At 71.5% G+C, this 21,047-nt stretch carries 22 protein-coding genes; 4 read left to right on the forward strand and 18 right to left on the reverse strand.

Annotated elements, in window-relative coordinates:
• The first annotated feature begins 31 nt into the window (after positions 1-31).
• The 3 genes from EEY80_RS12390 (at position 32) to EEY80_RS12400 (ending at position 3,650) form a co-directional block, all read left to right on the forward strand.
• A complete protein-coding gene (locus tag EEY80_RS12390) occupies positions 32-2,443 on the forward strand; it encodes a ligase-associated DNA damage response DEXH box helicase (protein WP_126976887.1) in 2,412 nt (803 codons plus the stop codon).
• Positions 2,440-3,117: a ligase-associated DNA damage response endonuclease PdeM gene (gene pdeM, locus EEY80_RS12395; RefSeq protein ID WP_126976888.1), complete on the forward strand. Its 678-nt coding sequence runs from the start codon at positions 2,440-2,442 to the stop codon at positions 3,115-3,117. The genes EEY80_RS12390 and pdeM overlap by 4 nt, the downstream gene beginning before the upstream one ends.
• 95 nt (positions 3,118-3,212) lie before the next feature.
• Entirely contained in the window at positions 3,213-3,650 is a 438-nt protein-coding gene (locus tag EEY80_RS12400; RefSeq protein WP_126976889.1) for a PaaI family thioesterase, read from the forward strand.
• Here the strand turns inward: EEY80_RS12400 and folD are convergent.
• The 14 genes from folD to EEY80_RS12470 form a co-directional block, all read right to left on the reverse strand.
• On the reverse strand, positions 3,647-4,534 hold the full coding sequence (gene folD, locus EEY80_RS12405; RefSeq protein ID WP_126976890.1) for a bifunctional methylenetetrahydrofolate dehydrogenase/methenyltetrahydrofolate cyclohydrolase FolD: 888 nt from the start codon (positions 4,532-4,534) through the stop codon (positions 3,647-3,649). The genes EEY80_RS12400 and folD overlap by 4 nt on opposite strands.
• Positions 4,531-4,863: a chorismate mutase gene (locus EEY80_RS12410; protein ID WP_235829829.1), complete on the reverse strand. Its 333-nt coding sequence runs from the start codon at positions 4,861-4,863 to the stop codon at positions 4,531-4,533. The genes folD and EEY80_RS12410 overlap by 4 nt, the downstream gene beginning before the upstream one ends.
• A 274-nt stretch (positions 4,864-5,137) precedes the next feature.
• Complete coding sequence (locus tag EEY80_RS12415; protein WP_126976891.1) at positions 5,138-5,725, reverse strand: MOSC domain-containing protein; 588 nt, start codon at positions 5,723-5,725, stop codon at positions 5,138-5,140.
• Entirely contained in the window at positions 5,725-6,534 is an 810-nt protein-coding gene (locus tag EEY80_RS12420; RefSeq protein WP_126976892.1) for a methyltransferase domain-containing protein, read from the reverse strand. Before EEY80_RS12420 ends, EEY80_RS12415 begins: the two co-directional genes overlap by 1 nt.
• An 8-nt stretch (positions 6,535-6,542) precedes the next feature.
• Entirely contained in the window at positions 6,543-8,453 is a 1,911-nt protein-coding gene (gene ftsH, locus EEY80_RS12425; protein WP_126976951.1) for an ATP-dependent zinc metalloprotease FtsH, read from the reverse strand.
• A 92-nt stretch (positions 8,454-8,545) separates the two neighbouring features.
• On the reverse strand, positions 8,546-9,790 hold the full coding sequence (gene tilS / locus EEY80_RS12430; RefSeq protein ID WP_235829830.1) for a tRNA lysidine(34) synthetase TilS: 1,245 nt from the start codon (positions 9,788-9,790) through the stop codon (positions 8,546-8,548).
• A 10-nt stretch (positions 9,791-9,800) separates the two neighbouring features.
• Positions 9,801-10,652, reverse strand: coding sequence for a tol-pal system protein YbgF (ybgF, locus tag EEY80_RS12435; RefSeq protein WP_205749111.1), 852 nt, complete (start codon positions 10,650-10,652; stop codon positions 9,801-9,803).
• Between the two features lie 20 nt (positions 10,653-10,672).
• Entirely contained in the window at positions 10,673-11,185 is a 513-nt protein-coding gene (gene pal, locus EEY80_RS12440) for a peptidoglycan-associated lipoprotein Pal (protein ID WP_126976895.1), read from the reverse strand.
• Positions 11,186-11,298: 113 nt separating this feature from the next.
• Positions 11,299-12,636, reverse strand: a complete 1,338-nt coding sequence (tolB, locus tag EEY80_RS12445; RefSeq protein ID WP_126976896.1) for a Tol-Pal system beta propeller repeat protein TolB — start codon at positions 12,634-12,636, stop codon at positions 11,299-11,301.
• Between the two features lie 101 nt (positions 12,637-12,737).
• The gene (locus EEY80_RS12450; protein WP_126976897.1) at positions 12,738-13,943 is read right to left on the reverse strand and encodes a hypothetical protein; all 1,206 of its coding nucleotides are present in this window, start codon (positions 13,941-13,943) and stop codon (positions 12,738-12,740) included.
• A gap of 9 nt (positions 13,944-13,952) precedes the next feature.
• Positions 13,953-14,450: a protein TolR gene (gene tolR / locus EEY80_RS12455; protein WP_126976898.1), complete on the reverse strand. Its 498-nt coding sequence runs from the start codon at positions 14,448-14,450 to the stop codon at positions 13,953-13,955.
• 3 nt (positions 14,451-14,453) lie between these two features.
• A complete protein-coding gene (tolQ, locus tag EEY80_RS12460; protein WP_126976899.1) occupies positions 14,454-15,149 on the reverse strand; it encodes a protein TolQ in 696 nt (231 codons plus the stop codon).
• Between the two features lie 154 nt (positions 15,150-15,303).
• The gene (gene ybgC / locus EEY80_RS12465; RefSeq protein ID WP_126976900.1) at positions 15,304-15,693 is read right to left on the reverse strand and encodes a tol-pal system-associated acyl-CoA thioesterase; all 390 of its coding nucleotides are present in this window, start codon (positions 15,691-15,693) and stop codon (positions 15,304-15,306) included.
• Positions 15,690-16,349: a hypothetical protein gene (locus EEY80_RS12470; RefSeq protein WP_126976901.1), complete on the reverse strand. Its 660-nt coding sequence runs from the start codon at positions 16,347-16,349 to the stop codon at positions 15,690-15,692. The genes ybgC and EEY80_RS12470 overlap by 4 nt, the downstream gene beginning before the upstream one ends.
• A 125-nt stretch (positions 16,350-16,474) precedes the next feature.
• Here EEY80_RS12470 and EEY80_RS12475 point away from each other — a divergent pair, with 125 nt between their 5' ends.
• On the forward strand, positions 16,475-17,578 hold the full coding sequence (locus EEY80_RS12475) for an alpha/beta hydrolase (RefSeq protein WP_126976902.1): 1,104 nt from the start codon (positions 16,475-16,477) through the stop codon (positions 17,576-17,578).
• A gap of 12 nt (positions 17,579-17,590) precedes the next feature.
• Here EEY80_RS12475 and ruvB read toward each other — a convergent pair whose 3' ends face one another.
• The 4 genes from ruvB to ruvC form a co-directional block, all read right to left on the reverse strand.
• The gene (gene ruvB / locus EEY80_RS12480) at positions 17,591-18,625 is read right to left on the reverse strand and encodes a Holliday junction branch migration DNA helicase RuvB (RefSeq protein WP_126976952.1); all 1,035 of its coding nucleotides are present in this window, start codon (positions 18,623-18,625) and stop codon (positions 17,591-17,593) included.
• Positions 18,626-18,772: 147 nt separating this feature from the next.
• On the reverse strand, positions 18,773-19,690 hold the full coding sequence (gene htpX, locus EEY80_RS12485; RefSeq protein ID WP_126976903.1) for a zinc metalloprotease HtpX: 918 nt from the start codon (positions 19,688-19,690) through the stop codon (positions 18,773-18,775).
• A 62-nt stretch (positions 19,691-19,752) separates the two neighbouring features.
• Entirely contained in the window at positions 19,753-20,427 is a 675-nt protein-coding gene (gene ruvA / locus EEY80_RS12490) for a Holliday junction branch migration protein RuvA (RefSeq protein ID WP_126976904.1), read from the reverse strand.
• On the reverse strand, positions 20,424-20,996 hold the full coding sequence (gene ruvC / locus EEY80_RS12495) for a crossover junction endodeoxyribonuclease RuvC (RefSeq protein WP_126976953.1): 573 nt from the start codon (positions 20,994-20,996) through the stop codon (positions 20,424-20,426). The genes ruvA and ruvC overlap by 4 nt, the downstream gene beginning before the upstream one ends.
• Between the last annotated feature and the right edge of the window lie 51 nt (positions 20,997-21,047).

Below are 21,047 nucleotides of genomic sequence, written 5' to 3' on the forward strand. Positions count from 1 at the left end.
CGGGGGGCGTGGCAGCGGCTATGTTCACCGCATGTTCACCCTGCCCCCGCCCTTTTCCGGCTGGTTCGCCGCCCGCGGCTGGACGCTGCACCCGCATCAGGCGGCGATGGCGGCAGGGGCGGACGCCCCGGCCCTGCTGCTGGTCGCGCCCACCGGCGGCGGCAAGACGCTGGCGGGCTTCCTGCCCACGCTGATCGACCTTGCCGCCGATCCCCGGCCGGGGCTGCACACGCTCTATATCTCGCCGCTGAAAGCGCTGGCCGCCGATATCCGCCGCAACCTGACCGCGCCGGTGACCGAGATGGGCCTGCCGATCCGGGTCGAGGACCGCACCGGCGACACCACCGCCACCCGGCGCAAGGCGCAGCGCGCCGACCCGCCGCATATCCTGCTGACCACGCCCGAAAGCCTGGCCCTGCTGCTGTCCTACGAGGATGCGCCGCGGGTCTTTGCCGGGCTGCGGCGGGTGATCGTGGATGAAATTCACGCGCTGGCGGAATCGCGGCGGGGCGACCAGCTGATGCTGAACCTCGCCCGGCTGTCGCGGCTGTCGCCCGGCCTGCGCCGGGTGGGGCTGTCGGCCACGGTCGAGGATCCGCCGGCGCTGGCGCGGTTTCTGGCGAAGGCGCCGGAACCTTGCGCGATCCTGCATGCCGATCCCGGGCCGGAACCCGACATCGCCATGCTGGACACCGAAACCCCGCCGCCCTGGTCCGGCGGCGGCGGGCGCCACGCGATCCCCGAGGTCCTGCGCGAGATCGGCCGCCACCGCACCACGCTGGTCTTCCACAACACCCGCGCACAGGCAGAGCTGTTCTTCCACGCGCTGTGGCTCGCCAATGACGACGACCTGCCCATCGGCATCCATCACGGCAGCCTGTCGCGCGAGGCCCGCGAACGGGTCGAGGCGGCGATGGCGGCCGGGGCGCTGCGGGCGGTGGTCTGCACCGGATCGCTCGACCTCGGGATCGACTGGGGCGATGTCGATCTGGTGCTGCAGGTCGGCGCGCCGAAGAACGTCAAGCGGCTGGTGCAGCGGATCGGCCGGGCGAACCACCGCTACAACGCGCCCTCCAAGGCGCTGCTGGTGCCCGCCAACCGCTTCGAGGTGGTGGAATGCGTGGCAGCGTTGCAGGCGGTCCGCGCCCGCGATCTGGACGGCGATCCGCGCGGTCCGGGGCCGCTCGACGTGCTGTGCCAGCATATCCTCGCCACCGCCTGCGCCGGCCCGTTCCCGGCGGATGCGCTGTATGACGAGGTGGCGACGGCGGGCCCCTATGCCGGTCTGGCGCGGGCCGATTTCGACGCTTGCCTCGAATTCTGCGCCACAGGCGGCTATGCGCTGCGTGCCTATGACCGCTGGCGGCGGCTGATGGAACGGGACGGCCTGTGGCAGCTGCGCGACCCGCGCACGGCGCGGGCGATCCGCATGAACCTCGGCACCATCATCGACATCGAGGTGCTGAAGGTCCGCATGAAGGGCCGCCGCAACGGGCCGGTCGGCACGCCGCTCGGCGAGGTGGAAGAGGGCTTCGCCGCCAGCCTCACCCCCGGCGACACCTTCCTGATGGGGGGCGAGGTGGTGCGCTTCGACGGGCTGCGCGAGATGGTGGTCGAGGTGACGCGCGACCCGGGGCGCGAGCCGAAGGTGGCCGTGTTCAACGGCACCAAGTTCGCCACTTCAACGCAGCTCTCCGACCGGATCCTCGCCATCCTGAACGGGCAGGGCGCGGGCGATCTGCCGGGGCCGATCCGCGACTGGCTGCGCCTGCAGGCCGAGGTCAGCGAGATGCCGGCCCGCGACCGGCTGCTGGTGGAGAGTTTCCCCTTCGAGGGGCGCGAACATCTCTGCGTCTGGGGCTTTGCCGGCCGCAACGCGATGCAGACGCTGGGCCTGTTGCTGACCAAGCGGATGGAAGAGGACGGGCTGCATCCCTTGGGCTTCGTCGCCAATGACTATGCCGCGCTGATCTGGGGCCTCGACCCGGTGACCGAGGCCGCGCCGCTGTTCGATGCCGAAGCCCTGCGCGCGGGGCTCGACGGCTGGCTGGCCGGCAATGCGGTGATGAAGCGCAGCTTCCGCGCCGTGGCGCAGATCGCGGGCCTGATCGAGCGGAACCTGCCGGGCCAGCGCAAGACCGGGCGGCAGGCGACCTTTTCCACCGATATCCTCTATGACACGCTGCGCCGGCACGACCCCGGCCACCTGATGCTGCGCATCACCCGCGACGAGGCGATGCGCGGGCTGGTCGATTTTGGCCGGATCGAGGAGATGCTGGCCCGCATCGGCGGACGGGTGCGGACGCGCCGGCTGTCGCGGCTGCCGCCGCTGGCCGCGCCGCTGTTTCTGGAACAGGGCCGGGTGCCGGTGCAGGGCGCGGGGCGCGAACGGCTGCTGGCGGAAGAGGCGGCCCGGCTGATGGCCGCGGCGGGGCTGGAATGAGCGAGGCCGTCGACTTCGACCTTGCCGGGGCACGGCTGTCGGCGCGGGCGGCGGGCACGCTCTGGTGGCCCGAAATGCGGCTTCTCTGCGTGTCCGACCTGCATCTGGGAAAATCCGAGCGCATCGCCCGGCGCGGCGGCGCGCTGCTGCCGCCCTATGAGGTGGAAGACACGCTGGCCCGGCTCGACGCCGAACTGGCGGCGCTGGAACCCGAGGCGGTGATCTGCCTCGGCGACAGTTTCGACGATCTGGCCGCCGCGGACCTGCCCGAGGCGGCGGCGCTGTGGCTGGCGCGGATGATGGCGGGGCGGCGCTGGATCTGGATCGAGGGCAATCACGATCCCGGCCCGGTGGCGGTGGGGGGCGAGCACCGGGCCGAATGGCAGCATGGCCCGCTGGCCTTCCACCATATCGCGGCGGCGGGGGCGGCGGGCCCGGTGTCGGGCGAGGTGTCCGGTCACTACCATCCCAAGGCGCGGCTGGTGGTGAAGGGGCAGGCGCTGTCGCGGCCCTGTTTCCTGATCGACGGCGCGCGGGTGGTGATGCCGGCCTTCGGCACCTATACCGGCGGGCTCGGCTGGACCGACCCGGCGCTGGCGGGGCTGATGGCGCCGGGGGCGCGGGCGGTGCTGACCGGGCCGCGGGCGATCTGCCTGCCGCTGCCGCGCCGCTGACGGCCCCCATAACGCAGCCCGTGACGCAACGGCACCTTGGGCGGCGCGCTGCCCGGCCTGTAGCCTTGCCCGCGACCATGGAAGGGGGGCCGGGCATGACCGGGGACGGCAATGGACAGGCGGGGCGGATCGCCGCGAGTTTCGGGCGGCAGGCCTTCCTGCGCACGCTGGGCGCGCGGCTCGACCGGGTGGAGGCGGGGCTTTGCGTCCTGTCGCTCGATCTGGTGCCGTCGCTCGGGCAGCAGCAAGGGTTCGGCCATGCCGGGGTCGCCTTCACGCTGGGCGACACGGCGGCCGGCTATGCCGCGCTGACGACGATGCCCGAGGGCGCGGAGGTGATGACCGTCGAGATGAAGATCAACCTGCTGCGCCCGGCCGCCGGCACGGGCCTGGTGGCCACGGGCCGCGTCGCCCGCGCCGGCCGGCGGCTGACCGTGGTGACGGCCGAGGTGGAAAGCCTCGATGCCGAAGGCACGCGCCGCGTGGTGGCGCTGCTGCAGGGGACGATGATCCCGGTCGAGGCCGGGGCCTAGACCGCCATCCCCTCGGGCGGGGGCAGGCCATTGGCGCGGCAGGCGGCGGTCAGGGTGTTGGCCAGCAGGCAGGCGATGGTCATCGGCCCGACGCCGCCCGGCACCGGGGTGATCGCCCCGGCCACCTGTGCCACGCCGGCGAAATCGACATCGCCCACCAGCCGGGTGCGGCCCTCGGTCTTCACCCGGTTGATGCCCACGTCGATCACGGTCGCCCCGGGCTTCACCATGTCCGCGGTGATCATCCCCGGCCGGCCCACCGCCGCCACCAGGATGTCGGCCCGCCGGCAGATCGCGGCCAGGTCGCGACTGCGGCTGTGCGCGACCGTCACCGTGCAATCGGCGGCGAGCAGCAGCTGCGCCATCGGCTTGCCCACGATGTTCGACCGGCCGACCACCACCGCCTCCAGCCCCGAAAGGCTGCCCAGCCGGTCCTTCAGCAGCATCAGGCAGCCCAGTGGCGTGCAGGGCACCATCGCCGGCAGCCCCACCGCCAGCCGCCCCGCATTGGTGACATGGAACCCGTCCACATCCTTGGCCGGGTCGATGGCGCCGATCACCCGCGCCGCGTCCATCTGCGGCGGCAGCGGCAGCTGCACGAGGATACCATGCACCGCCGGATCGGCGTTCAGCCGCGCGATCAGCGCCAGCAGATCGGCCTCGGCCGTGTCGGCGGGCAAGAGATGCTCGAAGCTCGCCATCCCCGCTTCGCGGGTCTGGATGCCCTTGTTGCGCACATAGACCTGGCTCGCCGGGTCGGCACCGACCAGCACCACCGCCAGCCCCGGCACCACGCCCCGCGCCGCCAGCGCCGCCACCTGCCCCGCGATCCGCGCCCGCAGGCCGGCGGCGAAGCCCTTCCCGTCGATGATCGCGGCCGTCATCGCGCTGGTCCCTCCTTGCCCAGAACCTCTTCCTCGCGCGAGATGAAGAACTCCATCATCTCGCGCCACAGGGTTTCGGCCAGCGCCGGCGACAGGCCGCGCGCCTCGGCCGCGGCGCGGACCTTGGCCAGCACCTCGTCCACCCGCGAGTCGATCCGCGCGGGCAGGCCCTCGCCCGGTTTCAGCTCGATGGCCCGCTCGATCAGCCGCGCCCGGCGCGCCAGAAGCGCAACGATCTCGGCGTCCAGACGGTCGATCTCGGCCCGCAGGTCGCGCATCGTCGCAAGGCTGTCCGGATCGGCGGGAAGGTCGGTCGGCTGGTCGGTCATGCGTGCCCTGCCCTTGCTGCAACGTCTCGGCGCTTGGTGCACCATCCGGCCCGCAGGCTCAAGCCCGCACGGCCCTGCGCAGATAGGGGGACCATCGGCGGGGAACCGCCGGCCCGCTGTCGCGTTGACCCGACGAGACAGCAATCGCCACCGCGACAGCCGCAGACGAGGGAGACACCGATGCGCGCCGCCACCATCTTCGTCAATGTCGGCTTCGGCCTGGGCCTGACCTTCGCGTCCGCGCTGCTGATGCTGGTCTGAGGCGCGGCAAAGCCTAGCCCCCGCCGCCGCGCCATGCAGGCTGGTCCGGGACGAACAGCCGCAGCGCCTCGCCCACCCGCAACACGCCTTCCCGCTCCACCCAGGCCGTGATGCCGCGCCGCCCTTTCGCGGCCGATTTGAACCGCGCGCCGAACCCCGGATGCGCGGTCTCGATAGGCCGGGCAGGCAACTGGCAAGGGCGGTTTTCCATGTCCACCACCAGCGTCGCGCCGCCTGCCGCCTGCAACCGCGACGAGGGCGGCAGATGGCTGAAATCGCCGATCCCGCCCACGACGACACTGGCGCCGACCAGCGCCGGGTCGAGCCGTTGCAGGCCCATCGCGCCCGCGATTGCGTCCATATCCTCTTGCGAGACGATAGACAGCTGCCGCGTGTTGCGGATCTCGGTCCCGCGCGGATAGAGGCCCAGCACACGCGAACAGGACGGCCGCGTCAGCCCGCCATGCGCCTCGCCCTCCGGCCCTGCGAAGCTCAGCCGCATCTCCTCCACCGCGGCAGAGGCGAGCGCCGCGTCGCGGTCCGCCACGCGTCCCAGCCACAACACGGTGCCGGTCACGCCGCTATCCTTCAGCGCCGGCATCAGAACGGATGCCCGGGCAGGGTGAGGACCAGGAACAGCCGGCGGAAGGGGAACAGGACCGCCCCGTCCGGCTCCACCGGATAGGCGGCGGCCAGCGCCTCGTCATAGCGGGCGACCAGCGCCGACAGTTCGCCCGGCGCCAGCGCCTCGGCATAGGGCGGCAGCAGCGTCGGTTCGAGGAACTGGCGCACCGGATGGCCGCTGCCGGCGGACCCGGGGTCCAGCCGATGCAGGTATTCGGTTTCCCAGATGTCGAGTTGCCCCAGTGGCGTCAGCAGCCGGTGATAGTCGATCGGGGCCAGCACCGGCGCGGGTTCGGCAATCGTCCGGTCGGGGAACATGTCCAGCGTGAATTCGCGCAGGAAGCGGTGCGAGGGCGCGGCGGCCTGCCGGGGCATCTGCACCGCCAGCGTCCCGCCGGGGGCGAGGTGACCGGCAAGGGTCGGGAACAGCCTGTCGTGATCGGCCAGCCAGTGCAGCGCCGCGCAGGAAAAGATCAGCGCCGGCGCGGTGGCCGGGTCCCATGTGGCGATGCCCTCGGCCAGGCAGCGGCGGTAGGCGCCGGTGGCGGCCGCCCGCGCCAGCATCCGGTCCGACCGGTCGATCCCGGTCAGGGCACGGTCGGGAAAGCGGGCGGCGAGCGCCGGACCCGCCGCACCGCTGCCGCATCCCAGATCGACCACGCCGCCTTCGGGCAGGTCCCCCACCCGTGCCAGAAGTTCCAGCGCCGGGCGCAGGCCCGTCCCGCCGGCGCGGTCGTCCGCATCCGGGGTCGGGTCGGCAATGGCGCGGCCCGGGGCGTCAGCCATGCCCCGGCTCAGGCGGTGGGTTCCGGTTCCAGCCCGCCGCCCTTCGGCGCGCGCGGCTTGGAGGTGCGGGGGATCGCGGTCAGGCCCGGCGCGTTGCCCGACCCGAGGTCGTCGCCATCGTCGCCGCCCAGCTGTTCACCGCGGATCACCTTGCGGATTTCCTCGCCGGTCAGGGTTTCGTATTCCAGCAGGCCCTTGGCCAGACGTTCGAACTGATCGGGCTGTTCGAGCAGGATCTTGCGAGCGTGCTGGTAGCCTTCCTCGATCAGCGCCTTCACCTCTTCCTCGATCATCTCCTTGGTATGGGCCGAGACCGAGAAGCCGCCGGTATTGCCCTGATAGCCCTCATGCGCCTCGGAATAGTCGATGTTGCCCACCTTGTCCGACATGCCCCAGCGCATGACCATCGCCCGGGCCAGCTGGCTGGCCTGCTGGATGTCGCCCACCGGGCCGGAGGATACGCCCTCCTCGCCATACTTGATGATCTCGGCCGCCTTGCCCGCCATGGTCATGGCGATGCGCTGCTTGGCCTCATCCTTGTGGTATTGCAGCTTGTCCAGTTCCGGCAGGCTGACCACCATGCCGAGCGCGCCGCCGCGGGGGATGATCGTGGCCTTGTAGACCGGGTCGCATTTCGGCAGCGCCATGCCGACGATGGCGTGGCCGGCCTCGTGATAGGCGGTCTTTTCCTTCTGCTCGTCGGTCAGCACCATCGACCGGCGCTCGACGCCCATCATCACCTTGTCCTTGGCGTTCTCGAAATCCTCCATCGCGACGAAGCGACGGCCGACGCGGGCGGCCATCAGCGCCGCCTCGTTGACGAGGTTCATCAGGTCGGCGCCGGAAAAGCCGGGCGTGCCGCGCGCGATCAGGCGCAGGTCCACGTCGGGGCCGAGCGGCACCTTGCGGGCATGGACGTTCAGGATCTTCTCGCGGCCCTTGATGTCGGGGTTCGGCACATGGATCTGCCGGTCGAAGCGGCCGGGGCGCAGCAGCGCCGGGTCCAGCACGTCGCGGCGGTTGGTGGCCGCGATGATGATGATCCCCTCGTTCGCCTCGAACCCGTCCATCTCGACCAGCAGCTGGTTCAGCGTCTGCTCGCGTTCGTCATTGCCGCCGCCGAAGCCCACGCCCCGGCTGCGGCCCACGGCGTCGATCTCGTCGATGAAGACGATGCAGGGGGCGTTCTTCTTGGCCTGTTCGAACATGTCGCGCACCCGGCTGGCGCCGACGCCCACGAACATTTCCACGAAGTCCGAGCCCGAGATGGTGAAGAAGGGCACGCCCGCCTCGCCCGCGATGGCGCGCGCGAGCAGCGTCTTGCCGGTGCCGGGCGGGCCGACCAGCAGCGCGCCCTTGGGGATCTTGCCGCCCAGACGGCTGAACTTCTGCGGGTTGCGCAGGAATTCGACGATTTCTTCCAGCTCTTCCTTGGCCTCGTCGATGCCGGCCACATCGTCGAAGGTGACGCGGCCCTGCTTTTCGGTCAGCAGCTTCGCGCGGCTCTTGCCGAAGCCCATCGCGCCGCCGCGCCCGCCGCCCTGCATCCGGTTCATGAAGAAGATCCAGATGCCGATCAGCAAGAGGAAGGGCAGCCACAGCGACAGCATCGACAGGAAGCCCGACTGCTCCTGCCGCTCGACCCGCACCTCGACATTGTTGGCGATCAGCCGGTCCGAGATCTCTTCGGCCTCGGGCTTGACGGTCGCGTATTGCTGGCCGTCCTTGCCGCGGATGATCACCTGCTCGCCGTCAAGGATGACGCTCGCCACCTCGCCCCGGTCCACGCGCTGGATGAAATCGGAATAGCTGATCTGCCGCGAGTTCATCGTGCTCTGCCCACCGGAGAACAGGTTGAACAGGGCCAGGATCAACAGGAACAGCACGACCCAGAAGGCGATGTTGCGTGCGTTGCCCAAGGGGGGAACCTCCATCATTCGGATACCGGACAGACCCCGTTCCGGGGCAAGGGCATCGCTTGCGCTTCAAAATAGGGATTTGCGGCCCGGGTTCAATCCAGGAACAGCGCATCGAACGCGTCCTCGTCGCCGCAGGCGGAAACCGCCCGCCAGCCGGCACCCTGCCCGGCGAAGGGTGCGGACAGAAGTCGGTCGCCCTGCCACAGCGCCGGCGTCGCCAGCAGCGCGGCGCGGGGCAGCCCGGCGGCACGCCAGTCCGGGCAGGCGGCCAGCCCCTCGGGGCCGAGCGCGCGGATCTCCGCCCCGGGGGCGGGCGGGCCCTCGATCCGCCAGCGCCCGTCCCAGACGGCATCGGCGGGCGCCGTCAGCCCCACCACGGCGGCAGGTTCGCGCACCAACCGCAGCGCGCCCGCCTCGGGCAGGATCAGGCATCCGGCCAGCGTCGCCGCGCGCCCCTCCATCGCCGCCTCGACGGCGCGGCGCAGCGCGGCCAGCCGCGGGCGGTAGGGTTCGCGCCCGATCCAGCGCAGCGCGGCCGAGATCAGCCGCAGCCGCGTCTCCTCGGCCAGATCGCGCAGGCCGGGGGCCAGCACCACGCCGCCCGCCTCGACCCGCGCGATGTCGCGCGCGGCCCGGCGCGCTGCCGCCTGCAGCACCGCCTGCGCCATCCGCAGCCGGTCGGCCGTGCCGATCAGTCCCGCCACGCCCAGCCCCAGCGGCTCCAGCACCGTCAGGGCGGTGCGGGCCTTCACCCGGTCGAAGCGCGGGTCGTCGTTCGACGGATCGTCCACCCAGTCGATGCCATGCGCCGACAGCCACTGGCGCAGCGCCGCGCGGCGCAGGCCCAGCATCGGCCGCAGCCAGATCACCCCGTGCGAGCGGCGCTCTGCCGCCATGCCCGCCAGCCCGTCCACGCCCGACCCGCGCGCCAGCCGCAAGAGCACGGTCTCCGCCTGGTCGTCGGCGGTATGGCCCAGCACCACGGCGCGCAGGCCTTCTTCCCGCGCCCAGCCGGAGATCAGCGTCTGCCGTGCCTGCCGCGCCCGGTCCTGAAGGTTGCCGCGCCCGTCCCAGCCCTGCCAGCGCAGGATCCGGTGCGGCACCTTCAGCCCGTGACACAGCCGTGCCACGCCCTCGGCCTCGGCCGAGGCTTCGGACCGCAGCCCGTGATCCACGGTGACGGCGGCCAGCGGCGGGCCGCCCGCCGCATCGCGCCATTCCGCCAGCAGGTGCAGCAGCGCGACGGAATCGCCGCCGCCGGAAACGGCGACGCCCAGGCGGTCGAACCGCCCGGGCGTGACACCTTCGACGATCGTGGACAACAGGGGGTCGCGCACCCGGCCTGCCCTAGTTGCAGCCGAACCGGCTGAGGGCCGAGGCCGCCTCGGCCGTCGCCATATGCCCCGGGAAGCGGGCATTGACCTCGGACAGGGTGACGCAGGCCTCCTGCATCTGGCCCAGCTGGCCGAGCGCGAGGCCCAGCTTCAGCAGGTTGTCGGGCGCCTGCGGGCCGGAGGGATCGCCCGAGAAGCCGTCGAGATAGGCGCGCGCGGCATTGGCCGTCTCGCCCAGCTGGCTCAGCGCCTCGCCCCGCAGGTAATGCGCCTCGCCGGTCAGGGGGCCGCCCGTGTAGGTTTGGGTAAAGGCCGCAAAGAGGTCAGCGGCGCGGCGAAAGTCACCTTGACCGAGCACCTCCTTGGCCCGGTCGAAATCCGCCTGTTCGCTCATTGCCAGTTCCGCTCCGCCGCCCGCGGCGCCGTTGCCCGTCGTCGTGCTGCCGCCCGTCATCCCGCCGCCGGCCGGCGGGACCGCGGCGGGTGTGGCACCCGCCTCGCCGCCCAGGGTCGCGGTGATCGGCATGTTGCCGATGTCGCAGCCCGGTTCCAGTTCGCACAGCCGGAATTCCAGATCGCCCACGCGGTTGGTGCCATCGGCCACCACCCGGTCGATGCGGTTCTGCAATTCCTCGGTCTGCGAGGTCAGGCGCGACAGTTCCGCCTCGATCGTGTTCATCCGGTCCAGCGCGCTGGCCCCGCCCGCCGCCTGCAGCCCGGCGCCCGAACTGACGAGTTCCGTCTTCAGGCTCTGGATCTGCGTAGCAAGCTGCGACAGCTCGCTGCGGATGTCGGCCAGCGTGTCGGCCCGCGCCGCCCCGAAGGGCAACGCCGCCAGCAGCGCCGCCAGGGTGATGCCCCTCAGTTTCATGATGCGACGATCCCTCAGCTTCCGGCCCCGACCGAGATCACTGTGACGGCGCGGCGGTTCTGCGCATAGCAGCTTTCTTCCGAACAGACGGCCAGCGGGCGTTCCTTGCCATAGCTGACGGTCCGCAGCCGGCCGCCGGCGACACCCTGGCTGATCAGGAATTCCTGCACCGCCGAGGCGCGGCGCGCGCCGAGCGCGAGGTTGTATTCCCGCGTGCCCTGTTCGTCGGCATGGCCTTCGATGATGGCGGTGTACTGGGGATGGCTGTTCAGCCATTGCGCCTGACCGGTCAGGATCATCCGCGCCTCGGGCGTGATCGTCGACTGGTCGACCTGGAACAGCACCCGGTCGCCGATGGTCTGCGCGAAATAGGCCGGCGAGTTCGGATCGTTAGCACCGCCCTGGCCGTAGCCGGCGCCGCCCGCACCGGCACCGCCCGGTCCGCCCGCGCCGAACCGGTCGGGGTTGTTGCACGCGGCAAGCGCCAGCGCGCCGATCAGGAGCAGGGCCGAGGAATGCAGTTTCATGTGTCTCTGTCCGCCTTGGTTGAGCCTCGGGCCGGAAGCCGGGCCATTCGTTGATCAGGTTAGCATCGCGCCGCGGCGATGGAAACGTGGCGGGCGCGGGGGGCGCCCGCGCCTCAGGGCAGCAGCGGCGACCAGGCCGGGTCCGAGGCCGCGCCGGCCGTCGCCACCGGCTTCAGGTTCCGGCCCGAGATGTCGACGGAATACAGCCGCGGCTCGCCCCCTGCCCCCGCCGTTTCGCGGGTGAACATCAGCACCCGGCCATTCGGCGCCCAGGTCGGACCCTCGTCAAGGAACGACGCCGTGAGCAGCCGCTCCTCGCTGCCATCGGTGCGCATCACCCCGATGTGGAAACGGCCGGCATTCTGCTTGGTGAAGGCCACGAGGTCGCCGCGCGGCGACCAGACCGGGGTGCCATAGCGGCCTTGGCCAAAGCTGATCCGCGTCGGCTCGCCGCCATTCGCGCCCATGACATACAGCTGCTGCGTGCCCGAGCGGTCGGATTCGAACACGATCCGGCTGCCATCGGGGCTGAACGAGGGCGCCGTCTCGATGGCCGGGGTGTTGGTCAGCCGCACCGACTGGCCCGAGCCGAGGTCCATCTTCCAGATGTCGGTATTGCCGCCCTGTTCCAGCGAATAAACGACCTGACGGCCATCGGGCGAAAAGCGCGGCGCGAAGGTCATCGTGCCCGGCGTTTCCGGCAGCAACTGCGCCTGGACGCTGGCCACGTTCAGCAGCTTGATCCGCGGGAAGCCCGTCTCGAATGTGGTGTAGAGGATGCGGTCGCCGGCGGGCGAAAAGCGCGGCGCCAGGACGATGGTGCTGGAATCCGTCAGGTACTGGACGTTGGCGCCGTCGTAATCCATCACCGCCAGCCGCTTGGCACGCTGGTCCTTCGGCCCGCTTTCCGCGACGAAGACCACGCGGCTGTCGAAATAGCCGCCCTCGCCGGTGATGCGGCTGTAGGCGGCGTCGGCCACCTTGTGCGCCATCCGTCGCCAGCTGCCGGTGGTGGCGGCGAATTGCAGCCCCTCGCCCAGGGGCTGGCCGGAATAGACGTCGAACAGCCGGAACTTCACCACCAGCCGGTCGCCCTGCACATTGACCGCGCCGGTGATCAGCGCCTCGGCATTGATCGCCTGCCAGTCGGCATAGGCGATGGGCGCGTCGAAGCTGGTGACGCGGCTGATATGCGCGCCGGCCGGGATCTCGCGGAACAGCCCGGTGCCGGTCAGGTCGCTGGCCACGACGCGGGCGATGTCGGTGGCATATTGCTGCGCCGCCGGCGTCTCGGCCACGAAGTCCGGGACCGCATAGGGCAAGGGCTCGATCACCCCTTCGGTGATCTCGATGCGCAGCGGGCCGCGATCCTGTGCGGCGGCGGGCAGGGAGTGGGCAAGGGCCGCGCCGATCAGCGTCGCGGCCAGCGTCAGGGTCCGGAACAGGGGCATCGCCTTCCCTCTCTTGCGGGCGGTGTCGCCCATCGCTGAATATGCGGGTCTCGTCACGCCCGCTTCGGGGGCCGAACGGCGGACCGGACAGGTTCGTTCCGTCATTTGATCCTCATGTTCTCGGGGTTGAAGACCATCTCGATCTGGTCCCACTGGTCGTATTTCTCGGGCGGCAGGTCATAGCCCGAGGCGCCGCAGCGGATGATGGCGCGGCGAGCCGCCTCATAGGCCTGGTTGGCCGCCGCATCCGACCCGCCCTCATAGCCCAGCATCCGGATCGAGGCCGAGATCGGCCGCCCGTCCTGCGCCATGTCGACGCCCACCGTCACCGTCACCCGCAGCGCGTCCGAGGACAGCGAGCCGGTGTTCCAGCAGGCCTGAACCGCCACGCGCAACGCATCCTTCTCGCCCGCGGTCATCGGCGGGCCGCTGGCGGCGGTGCCGGTGCCGGCCTGCGTCTCGCCCTGCTGGTTGGCGGCCAGCGCCTCGGCCAGCGCATCGGCGACGGCATCCTCCGAGGTCTCGCGCGGGGCGGCGGGTTCGGCGGCGGCGGTTTCCGTCTCGGCCGGTTCGGCGGGGGCGGCGGGCCGCTGCGCCGGGCGCGACCGCGGCCGCGAACTCGCCAGCGGGGCCGAGCTTTCGGGCTCGTCGCTTTCGTTCGCCTCGGTGGCGATCTCGGTCGCGGCCTCTTCGGGCGCGGCCTCCTGCTGCGGCTCCTCGGGCACGGGTTCGGGCTCGGGCACCTCTTCGGGGCGCGTCTCCTCGACCGGGCGTTCGGCCAGCTCGGCATCGGGTTCCGGCGCCTCGGCGGGGGTCGGCGCCACGCGCGGCGCGGGCCGGGGCCGCGGCCGGGGGCTGATCTCGCTCAGGATCGTGGCCGAGGGCTGTTCGACCGGCGGCACCGGCGGCGTCGGCGGCAGGTCCGCCACCTCGGGCACGGGCGGGGTCAGTTCGGTGACGTCGGGGGCCGGGTCCGGCTCGGGCGCGGGTTCCGGCGCGGGGGGCTCGGGCGTCTCGGTCTGCGGCGGGGTTTCGGCCTGGGGCGGGGCTTCCTCGGCCTCGGGCATCTCGGGCGCGGCGGGGGCCGCGGGCGCCTCGGGCACCGGCTCGGGCGCGCGGCTCGCCGCTGCCTCGGCCGTGGCCGCGATCGCCGCGAATTCCGTCTCCGACATCAGCGAGACCTGCGTCATCTCGACCGGTTCGTTGGCATGGGGCGGAAACAGCCAGCCGCCGACGATGGCCCACAGGAACAGGGCCCCGTGTCCGACCGCCGATGCCGTGATGCCGATCCGGTCCGGGCTCGCCATCGCCTGCCCCTATTGCCCCGGCGCGGCCTGTCCGCCCGCCTGCACCCCGTCAAAGCGCGGCCCGCCGCCATCCGTCACCAGCACGATCGAGGTGAAGCCGCCCGCGTTCAGCGCGCCCATCACCTGCACCACCCGTTCATAGGGGATCGCGCCGTCGGCCCGCAGGAACAGCTTGGTATCCGTCCGCTCGGCGGCAATGGCGCGCAGCTTGGGCACCAGTTCCGCCTCGGGCGTGGGGGTGTTCATGATCGCGATGGCGCCATCGGCCTGAATCGAGATGGTCAGCGGTTCCTCCTGCTGCGCGGGGACCGCCTGCGCGGCGGTCTTCGGCAGTTCCAGGGGCACGCCCACGGTCATCAGCGGCGCCGCCACCATGAAGATGATCAGCAGCACCAGCATCACGTCCACGAAGGGGGTGATGTTGATCTCGCTCATCGCCTGCGCGCGGCCCCGGCGCCGTCCGCGCCGCCCGCCCCCGCCGGACTTCTTCATCACGCCCGCCGCCATCGGTCAGGCGTCCAGCTGGCGCGACAGGATGGTCGAGAATTCGTCGGCGAAGGCCTCGTAGCCCGAGATGATCTTTTCGGCGTCGCCGCTGAGCTTGTTGTAGAAGATCACCGCCGGGATCGCGGCCAGAAGCCCGATGCCGGTGGCCAGCAGCGCCTCGGCGATGCCCGGCGCCACCACGGCCAGCGAGGTGTCCTGGCTGATGGCGATTTCCTCGAAGGCCGTCTTGATGCCCCAGACCGTGCCGAAAAGGCCGATGAAGGGCGCCGTCGCCCCGGTGGTGGCCAGAACGCCCAGCCCCGAGGTCAGGTGTTCGCTTTCGCGCGCGATGGCCACATCCATGGCCCGGTCGATCCGGCTTTGCGCCCCGGCGATCAGCCCGCCATCCTGGCGGTGGCTGCGTCGCCATTCCATCATCCCGGCGGCGAAGACCTTCTCGCTCGCCCCGTCGGGGGCGCTGCCGATCTTCTCGAACAGCTCGTCCAGCGGCTCGCCCGACCAGAAGGCGCGGTCGAAGATGCCCGCCTCGCGCCGGGCCATCCGGTAGGTGATGGTCTTCTGGATGATGATCGCCCAGGACCAGATGCTGGCGCCGACCAGCATCAGCATCACAAGCTTCACGGTGAGGGAGGCGCGCGCAAAAAGCGCGAGCAAGGAGAAGTCGATCTCCTGCGCCATCGCAAGGGCTTCGGTTTCCATGTCTCTGTCTGCTCGCCGGTTGGGGCCGCATTCCGCGCGGCCCTCTTTGCACGCCTATCTACACGTGCGAAAGGCCGGGTGCCAACACATCTGCGTCACCCGTGCGGCATGAAACCGCCAATTTTCGCCGCAGGGCGGCGAAGCGGGCGGATGCTCAGCCGCCGGGCAGCCGCAGCGCCGCCGGCAGCCGCGCCGGCCGCCCCGCCGCCGTCAGGCCGACCAGCGTCACCCGCGCCGCGAACAGCCGCGCGCCGTCCCTGAGCACGGTCTGGTCCAGCACGATCCGCGCGCCGGTGGCGGCGACGAGGGCCGTCTCGACCGTCAGCAGGTCGTCGAAGCGCGCCGGGCGCAGATAGTCCGCCTCGACCCGGCGCACGGCGAAGACCAGCCCCTCGCCCGCCTTCAGCGCGGCCTGGTCGATCCCCAGCCCGCGCACCCATTCGCTGCGGGCGCGTTCGATGAACTTCAGGTAATTGGCGTAATAGACGATCCCGGCGAGGTCCGTATCCTCGTAATAGACCCGGCAGGTGAAGCGGTGGATCATGCGCGCCCGCCCCCGACAGTGCCCCCGACAGTGCCCAAGCCGGTCCGCGCGGCCAGCCGCAGCGCATGGCTCGCATCCCGCGCCGCCGCCGGCAGCACCGGGTCATAGGCCGCGCGGATCGCCGCCGCCACATCCGCCCGCAGCACCGCGTCGTGCCCCGCCAGCGCCAGCGGCGAGCCGCCCCGGAACGCCCCGTCCGACCAGGTGAGGATGACCTGCACCGCCTGCGCCAGCGCGATGGTCTCGGCCGGCAGCGCGGCCAGCGCCGCATCCATCCGCACAAAGACGAAGGCCGCGCGGATCGCCCCGTCGGCATCGAAGCGGAAGCCGCGATACTGGTTCGCCCCCGCCGCCTCCAGCCGGTCGAGCAGCGGGTCGAGATCCGACAGCAGCCGGTCCAGATCGGGCACGCCGCGCAGGTCGGACCAGTCGCGCAGGAAGAAGACGAAGAGGTTCGCCCCCATCTCCGGATCGGTCTCCGCCAGCCGGTGTCCGGCCAGCGCCACCACCGCCTCGATCGCGCCCTTCACCGTGGCCAGCGTCGCATCCTCGACCCCGAAGACCACCGGCACGATCGGCCGCCCCCAGCGGGCGCAGAGATAGCTGCCATCGGCACGGGTGAAGAAGGCGGCGATCTCGTCGGCGGAAACGGTCATCACTCTCCTGTCCCTGTCGCATCAGGCGGCCCTGCCCCGGCACACGCAATCCGGATGCCCTACCCGGCCCGTTCGCGCAGGAGTAGGATCGCGGCATTTGAATCACCTGATCGACGGAGAGTCCATTGACCACGATCTTCTTTGCCAGCAACCGCAATATCCGCCACCGCAGCTCGTCGAAGGGCGACCTGTTCGGCGACCGGTTCAACGCCGACGGCCCGCAGATCTTCCGCGTCGGCGAGGCCGAGGTGACACTGACCGGCCCCGATCCCAAGGAAGACGACAGCTGGCAGGTGGGCGCCTCGACGCTTTACGACGAACAGCTGCGCGAGACGGCGAAGACGCCGGCCAAGCTCGGCTCCGCAGCCCTGTTCGAGAAACTGCGCCGGATCCTCAAGGAAGAGGAGCGGGACGTGCTGATCTACATCCACGGCTTCGCCAATTCCTTCGAGAATTCGCTGCGCCGGGCCGCGGCGCTGCAGGAACTGTATTCGACGGCCCGGCAGAAGGTTCAGGTCGTGCTGTTCTCCTGGCCCTCCAACGGCACGGTGCAGCCCGCCTGGCACTATTTCTCGGACCGCGACGACGCGGCGGCATCCGGCATCGCCATGGCGCGCGCCCTGCAGCGGCTGGTGGAGTTCCTGACCGAGATGCGGCTGGACGATCGCCAGACCATCCTCGACGCGCGCAAGCTGGGCGCGGTGCCGGACCCGGACGACCTGCGGCAATGCACCCGGCGCCTGCATCTGGTGGCGCATTCGATGGGAAACTGGGCGCTGCGCCACGCGCTGCAGCGCTTCGTCGCCGAAAACGGCGGGCGGCTGCCGCGGATCTTCGACTGCGTGTTCCTGATGGCCGCGGACGAGGATCACGACGCGCTGGCTGACGCGATGAAGCTCGGACCGCTCGACGCGCTGGCGAACCGGGTGATGGTCTATCACGCGGCGGATGACGTGGCGCTGGCCGTCTCCGACACCACCAAGGGCATGGCCGACCGGCTGGGCACCGACGGGCCGCAGAACCTCGACCGGCTCAGCGCGCGGATCCTCGCCATCGACTGCGGCCTGATCAGCAAGACGGCGCTCAGCCACGGACGGCACCAGTATTACCGCCTGCGCGACGAGGTCATCGGCGATGTACAGATGTCGCTGGCGGCAGTGCCGCAGGACGGCCGGCCCGGGCGCAGCCCGATCCAGCCGGGGCGCAGCTGGCGGCTGCTGGCCGGCTAGCCGCGGCGCGCCTCAGGCGAACAGGTCGGACTGCCCGCGCGGATCGGGCGGCGGCAGGCCCAGATGCGACCAGGCGCGGGCGGCCAGCATCCGGCCGCGCGGGGTGCGCTGGATCAGGCCCTGCTGCAGCAGATAGGGCTCGATCACCTCCTCGATCGCGTCGCGGCTTTCCGACAGTGCGGCCGAGAGGGTTTCCACCCCCACCGGCCCGCCCTGGTAATGCTCTGCCATCAGCGTCAGATAGCGCCGGTCCGCCCCGTCGAGCCCGAGGTCGTCCACCCCCAGCCGGGTCAGCGCCCGGTCGGCGATGGCGCGGTTCAGCCGCCCGTCGCCCTCGACCAGCGCGAAATCGACGACCCGGCGCAGCAGCCTCCCGGCGATGCGCGGCGTCCCCCGCGCCCGCCGCGCGATCTCGCGCGTGCCGTCGGGATCGGCGGGCACCCCCAGCAGCCGCGCCCCCCGCGCCACGATCAGGTCGAGCTCGTCCTCGGTATAGAACTGCAGCCGGGTTGGAATGCCGAACCTGTCGCGCAGCGGTGTGGTCAAGAGGCCCAGCCGGGTCGTCGCGCCGACCAGCGTGAAGGGCTGCAGCTCGATCCGCACCGTCCGCGCCGCCGGCCCCTCGCCGATCACGAGGTCCAGCTCGAAATCCTCCATCGCGGGATAGAGCACCTCTTCCACCGCCGGGTTCAGCCGGTGGATTTCGTCGATGAACAGCACGTCCCGCGCCTCGAGATTGGTCAGGATCGCGGCAAGGTCGCCCGCCCGCGCCAGCACCGGGCCCGAGGTCATGCGGAAATTGACCCCCAGTTCCCGCGCCACGATCTGCGCCAGCGTGGTCTTGCCCAGACCGGGGGGGCCGTGGAACAGCGTGTGGTCCATCGCCTCGCCCCGCCGCCGGGCGCTTTCGATGAAGACGCGCAGATTGGCCCGCGCCTCGGCCTGGCCCACGAATTCCTCCAGACCCTGCGGACGCAGCGCCCGGTCGGCGGCGACGGCATCCTCGGGCAGAGGGCTGGCACGCAGGGTGGGATCGGGGGCTTGCATCGGCACCTTGACGGCCATGGCGGGGTTGCCGTTCCGTTCTCACAGGGAAGCCCGGCCGATGCAAGAGCGGTGAGGGCGCAGGGGGCGCTGCCCCCGTCGCCTGCGGCGCCTCCCCCGGGATATTTGCGAACAGAAGATGGGGCGCGGTCAGCCCCAGGGGCCGCGGCGGGCGGCGCGCCGGGTGCGGGGGATCGAGCTGGCGGCCGGCGCGGGGGCGCGGCCGGCGGTGCGGCCGCCCGCCATCTCGACCAGCGCGGCGACCCGGTTTGCGGTGTTCGGGTGGGTCGAGAACAGCTTGTCATGCGCATGGGCATGCAGCGGGTTGATGATGAACATATGCGCGGTGGCCGGGTTGCGCTCGGCGGCGGGGTTGTCGATCCGCGCGGCGAAGCCCTGGATCTTTTCCAGCGCCGCGGCGAGCCACAGGGGCTGGCCGCAGATCTCGGCCCCCACGCGGTCGGCCTCGTATTCCCGCGCGCGGCTGATCGCCATCTGCACCAGCGCGGCCGCCAGCGGCGCGAGGATCATCAGCGCCAGCGTGCCCACCAGCCCCATGCGTTCGCGGCTGCCGCCGAAGAACAGCGCGAAATTCGCGAGCATGGAAATTGCCCCGGCGAAGGTGGCGGTGATCGTCATGATCAGCGTGTCGTGATTGCGGATATGGGCGAGTTCATGCGCCATCACGCCGGCCAGCTCTTCGGGCGACAGGCGGCGGAGCAGGCCGGTGGTGGCGGCGACGGCGGCATTCTGCGGGTTGCGCCCGGTGGCAAAGGCATTGGGCTGGTCGGTGTCGATGATATAGCAGGCGGGCATCGGCATGCCGTTGCGCGCGCACATCTCGCGCACCATGCCGACATAGGCGGGGGCCTCCGCCTCGGTCACCGGGCGGGCGTTGTGCATGCGCAGCACCGCCCTGTCGCTGTTCCACCAGGTGAAGAGGTTCATCAGCCCCGCGACGACCAGCGCGATCACCGCGCCGCCCGATCCGCCGATCAGCCAGCCCACGCCCATGAACAGCGCCGTCATCGCCGCCATCAGCATCGCCGTCTTCACATAAGCGCCCATTGCCGCCCCTCTGCCTGCCTCACGCCATGGATATGGAGGCGGGGGCGGCGGCTGCCAAGGTTTCAGCCCTTGGGGGCGAGCAGGCGCAGCGCGGCCCGGATCAGGGCGGGGGTCGTGGCGGCGGGATCGGCGGCGGCGGCCTCGGCCACGGCGGCGGCGGCCTCGGACGGGCCGTAGCCGAGATTGCCGAGCGCCGACAGCGCGTCCGAGGTCGCGGCGGCAGAGGAGGGCGCGGCCGGCGCGGCGGCGGCGCGGGGGGCGGCGGGCGCCTCGATCACCGCATCGGCCCCGGGCAGGCCTGCATCCACCGTCAGCGCGCCGCCCAGTGCCATGACCGAAGGCGCGCGGTCCTTCAGTTCCAGCACCACCCGCTGCGCCAGTTTCGGCCCCACCCCGGGCGCGCGGCGCACCGCGTTCCAGTCGCCGAGCGCGATGGCGCGGCCCAGCCCTTCGGCCCCCAGCGTGCCGAGAATGGCGAGCGAGGCCTTCGCCCCGATCCCCTGCACCCCGGTCAGGAGCCGGTGCCATTCCTTTTCCAGCAGCGTCGTGAAGCCGAAAAGCTGCAGCAGATCCTCGCGCACCAGCAGGTCGGTATAGAGCGCGCAGGCCTCGCCCACCTTGGGCAGCGCCGCGGCGGTGCGGTCCGAGACATGGACGAGATAGCCCACGCCCCGCACGTCGATCAGCACGTGATCGGCGGCGCGGTGCAGGATCACCCCGGCGATGCGCCCGATCATGCGCCGCCCCCGACCGCGCGGCGGCGGGCAAGGTCGGCCCAGGCGGCAGCGCTGCTGCCGCGCCCGGCGCGGGCGGCCCTGACCGTGGCCGAGACGCGATGCGCGCTTTGCAGGTGATGGGCATGGGTGATGGCGATGGCCAGCGCATCGGCGGCGTCGGCCCCGGCGAACTCGACCCCGGGCAGTTGCACCCGCACCATGTGCTGCACCTGTTCCTTGCCGGCATGGCCGACGCCGACGACCGCCTTCTTCACCGCGTTCGGGGCATATTCGCCCACCGCGATGCCCGCCCGGGCCGGGGCCAGCAGCGCCACCGCCCGCGCCTGGCCGAGTTTCAGCGTGCCCGAGGCATCCTTGTTGACGAAGGTCTGTTCGACGGCCGCCGCATCGGGCGCGAAGCGGTCCACCACGGCGCAGATCTGGTCGAACAGCGCCAGCAGCCGCACCGCCAGATCGCCCTCGCCCGAGGTGCACAGCCCGTTGGCGACATGGGACAGGCGCGCGCCCTCGACCTCGATCACGCCCCAGCCGGTCGTCCGCAATCCCGGATCGAGCCCCAGAACCCGCATCATCCGCCCCTTCTGCCCTGCAGCTGGCCCGCTTCGCATCCGGGGGCCGGT

The organism is Frigidibacter oleivorans, assembly GCF_003993775.1.
Classification (GTDB): Bacteria; Pseudomonadota; Alphaproteobacteria; order Rhodobacterales; family Rhodobacteraceae; genus Frigidibacter; species Frigidibacter oleivorans.

Excerpts from the sequence above, each read along its gene's own strand:
- EEY80_RS12410 (WP_235829829.1), bottom strand. The coding sequence starts at position 4,863 with ATGACCGACCAGCCGACCGACCTTCCCGCCGATCCGGACAGCCTTGCG.
- folD (WP_126976890.1), bottom strand. The coding sequence starts at position 4,534 with ATGACGGCCGCGATCATCGACGGGAAGGGCTTCGCCGCCGGCCTGCGG.
- EEY80_RS12400 (WP_126976889.1), top strand. The coding sequence starts at position 3,213 with ATGACCGGGGACGGCAATGGACAGGCGGGGCGGATCGCCGCGAGTTTC.
- ruvC (WP_126976953.1), bottom strand. The coding sequence starts at position 20,996 with ATGCGGGTTCTGGGGCTCGATCCGGGATTGCGGACGACCGGCTGGGGC.
- tolR (WP_126976898.1), bottom strand. The coding sequence starts at position 14,450 with ATGGCGGCGGGCGTGATGAAGAAGTCCGGCGGGGGCGGGCGGCGCGGA.
- ruvB (WP_126976952.1), bottom strand. The coding sequence starts at position 18,625 with ATGCAAGCCCCCGATCCCACCCTGCGTGCCAGCCCTCTGCCCGAGGAT.
- EEY80_RS12415 (WP_126976891.1), bottom strand. The coding sequence starts at position 5,725 with ATGCCGGCGCTGAAGGATAGCGGCGTGACCGGCACCGTGTTGTGGCTG.
- htpX (WP_126976903.1), bottom strand. The coding sequence starts at position 19,690 with ATGGGCGCTTATGTGAAGACGGCGATGCTGATGGCGGCGATGACGGCG.
- EEY80_RS12390 (WP_126976887.1), top strand. The coding sequence starts at position 32 with ATGTTCACCCTGCCCCCGCCCTTTTCCGGCTGGTTCGCCGCCCGCGGC.
- EEY80_RS12450 (WP_126976897.1), bottom strand. The coding sequence starts at position 13,943 with ATGGCGAGCCCGGACCGGATCGGCATCACGGCATCGGCGGTCGGACAC.
- ybgC (WP_126976900.1), bottom strand. The coding sequence starts at position 15,693 with ATGATCCACCGCTTCACCTGCCGGGTCTATTACGAGGATACGGACCTC.
- EEY80_RS12420 (WP_126976892.1), bottom strand. The coding sequence starts at position 6,534 with ATGGCTGACGCCCCGGGCCGCGCCATTGCCGACCCGACCCCGGATGCG.
- ruvA (WP_126976904.1), bottom strand. The coding sequence starts at position 20,427 with ATGATCGGGCGCATCGCCGGGGTGATCCTGCACCGCGCCGCCGATCAC.
- tolB (WP_126976896.1), bottom strand. The coding sequence starts at position 12,636 with ATGCCCCTGTTCCGGACCCTGACGCTGGCCGCGACGCTGATCGGCGCG.
- tolQ (WP_126976899.1), bottom strand. The coding sequence starts at position 15,149 with ATGGAAACCGAAGCCCTTGCGATGGCGCAGGAGATCGACTTCTCCTTG.
- EEY80_RS12470 (WP_126976901.1), bottom strand. The coding sequence starts at position 16,349 with ATGACCGTTTCCGCCGACGAGATCGCCGCCTTCTTCACCCGTGCCGAT.
- pal (WP_126976895.1), bottom strand. The coding sequence starts at position 11,185 with ATGAAACTGCATTCCTCGGCCCTGCTCCTGATCGGCGCGCTGGCGCTT.
- pdeM (WP_126976888.1), top strand. The coding sequence starts at position 2,440 with ATGAGCGAGGCCGTCGACTTCGACCTTGCCGGGGCACGGCTGTCGGCG.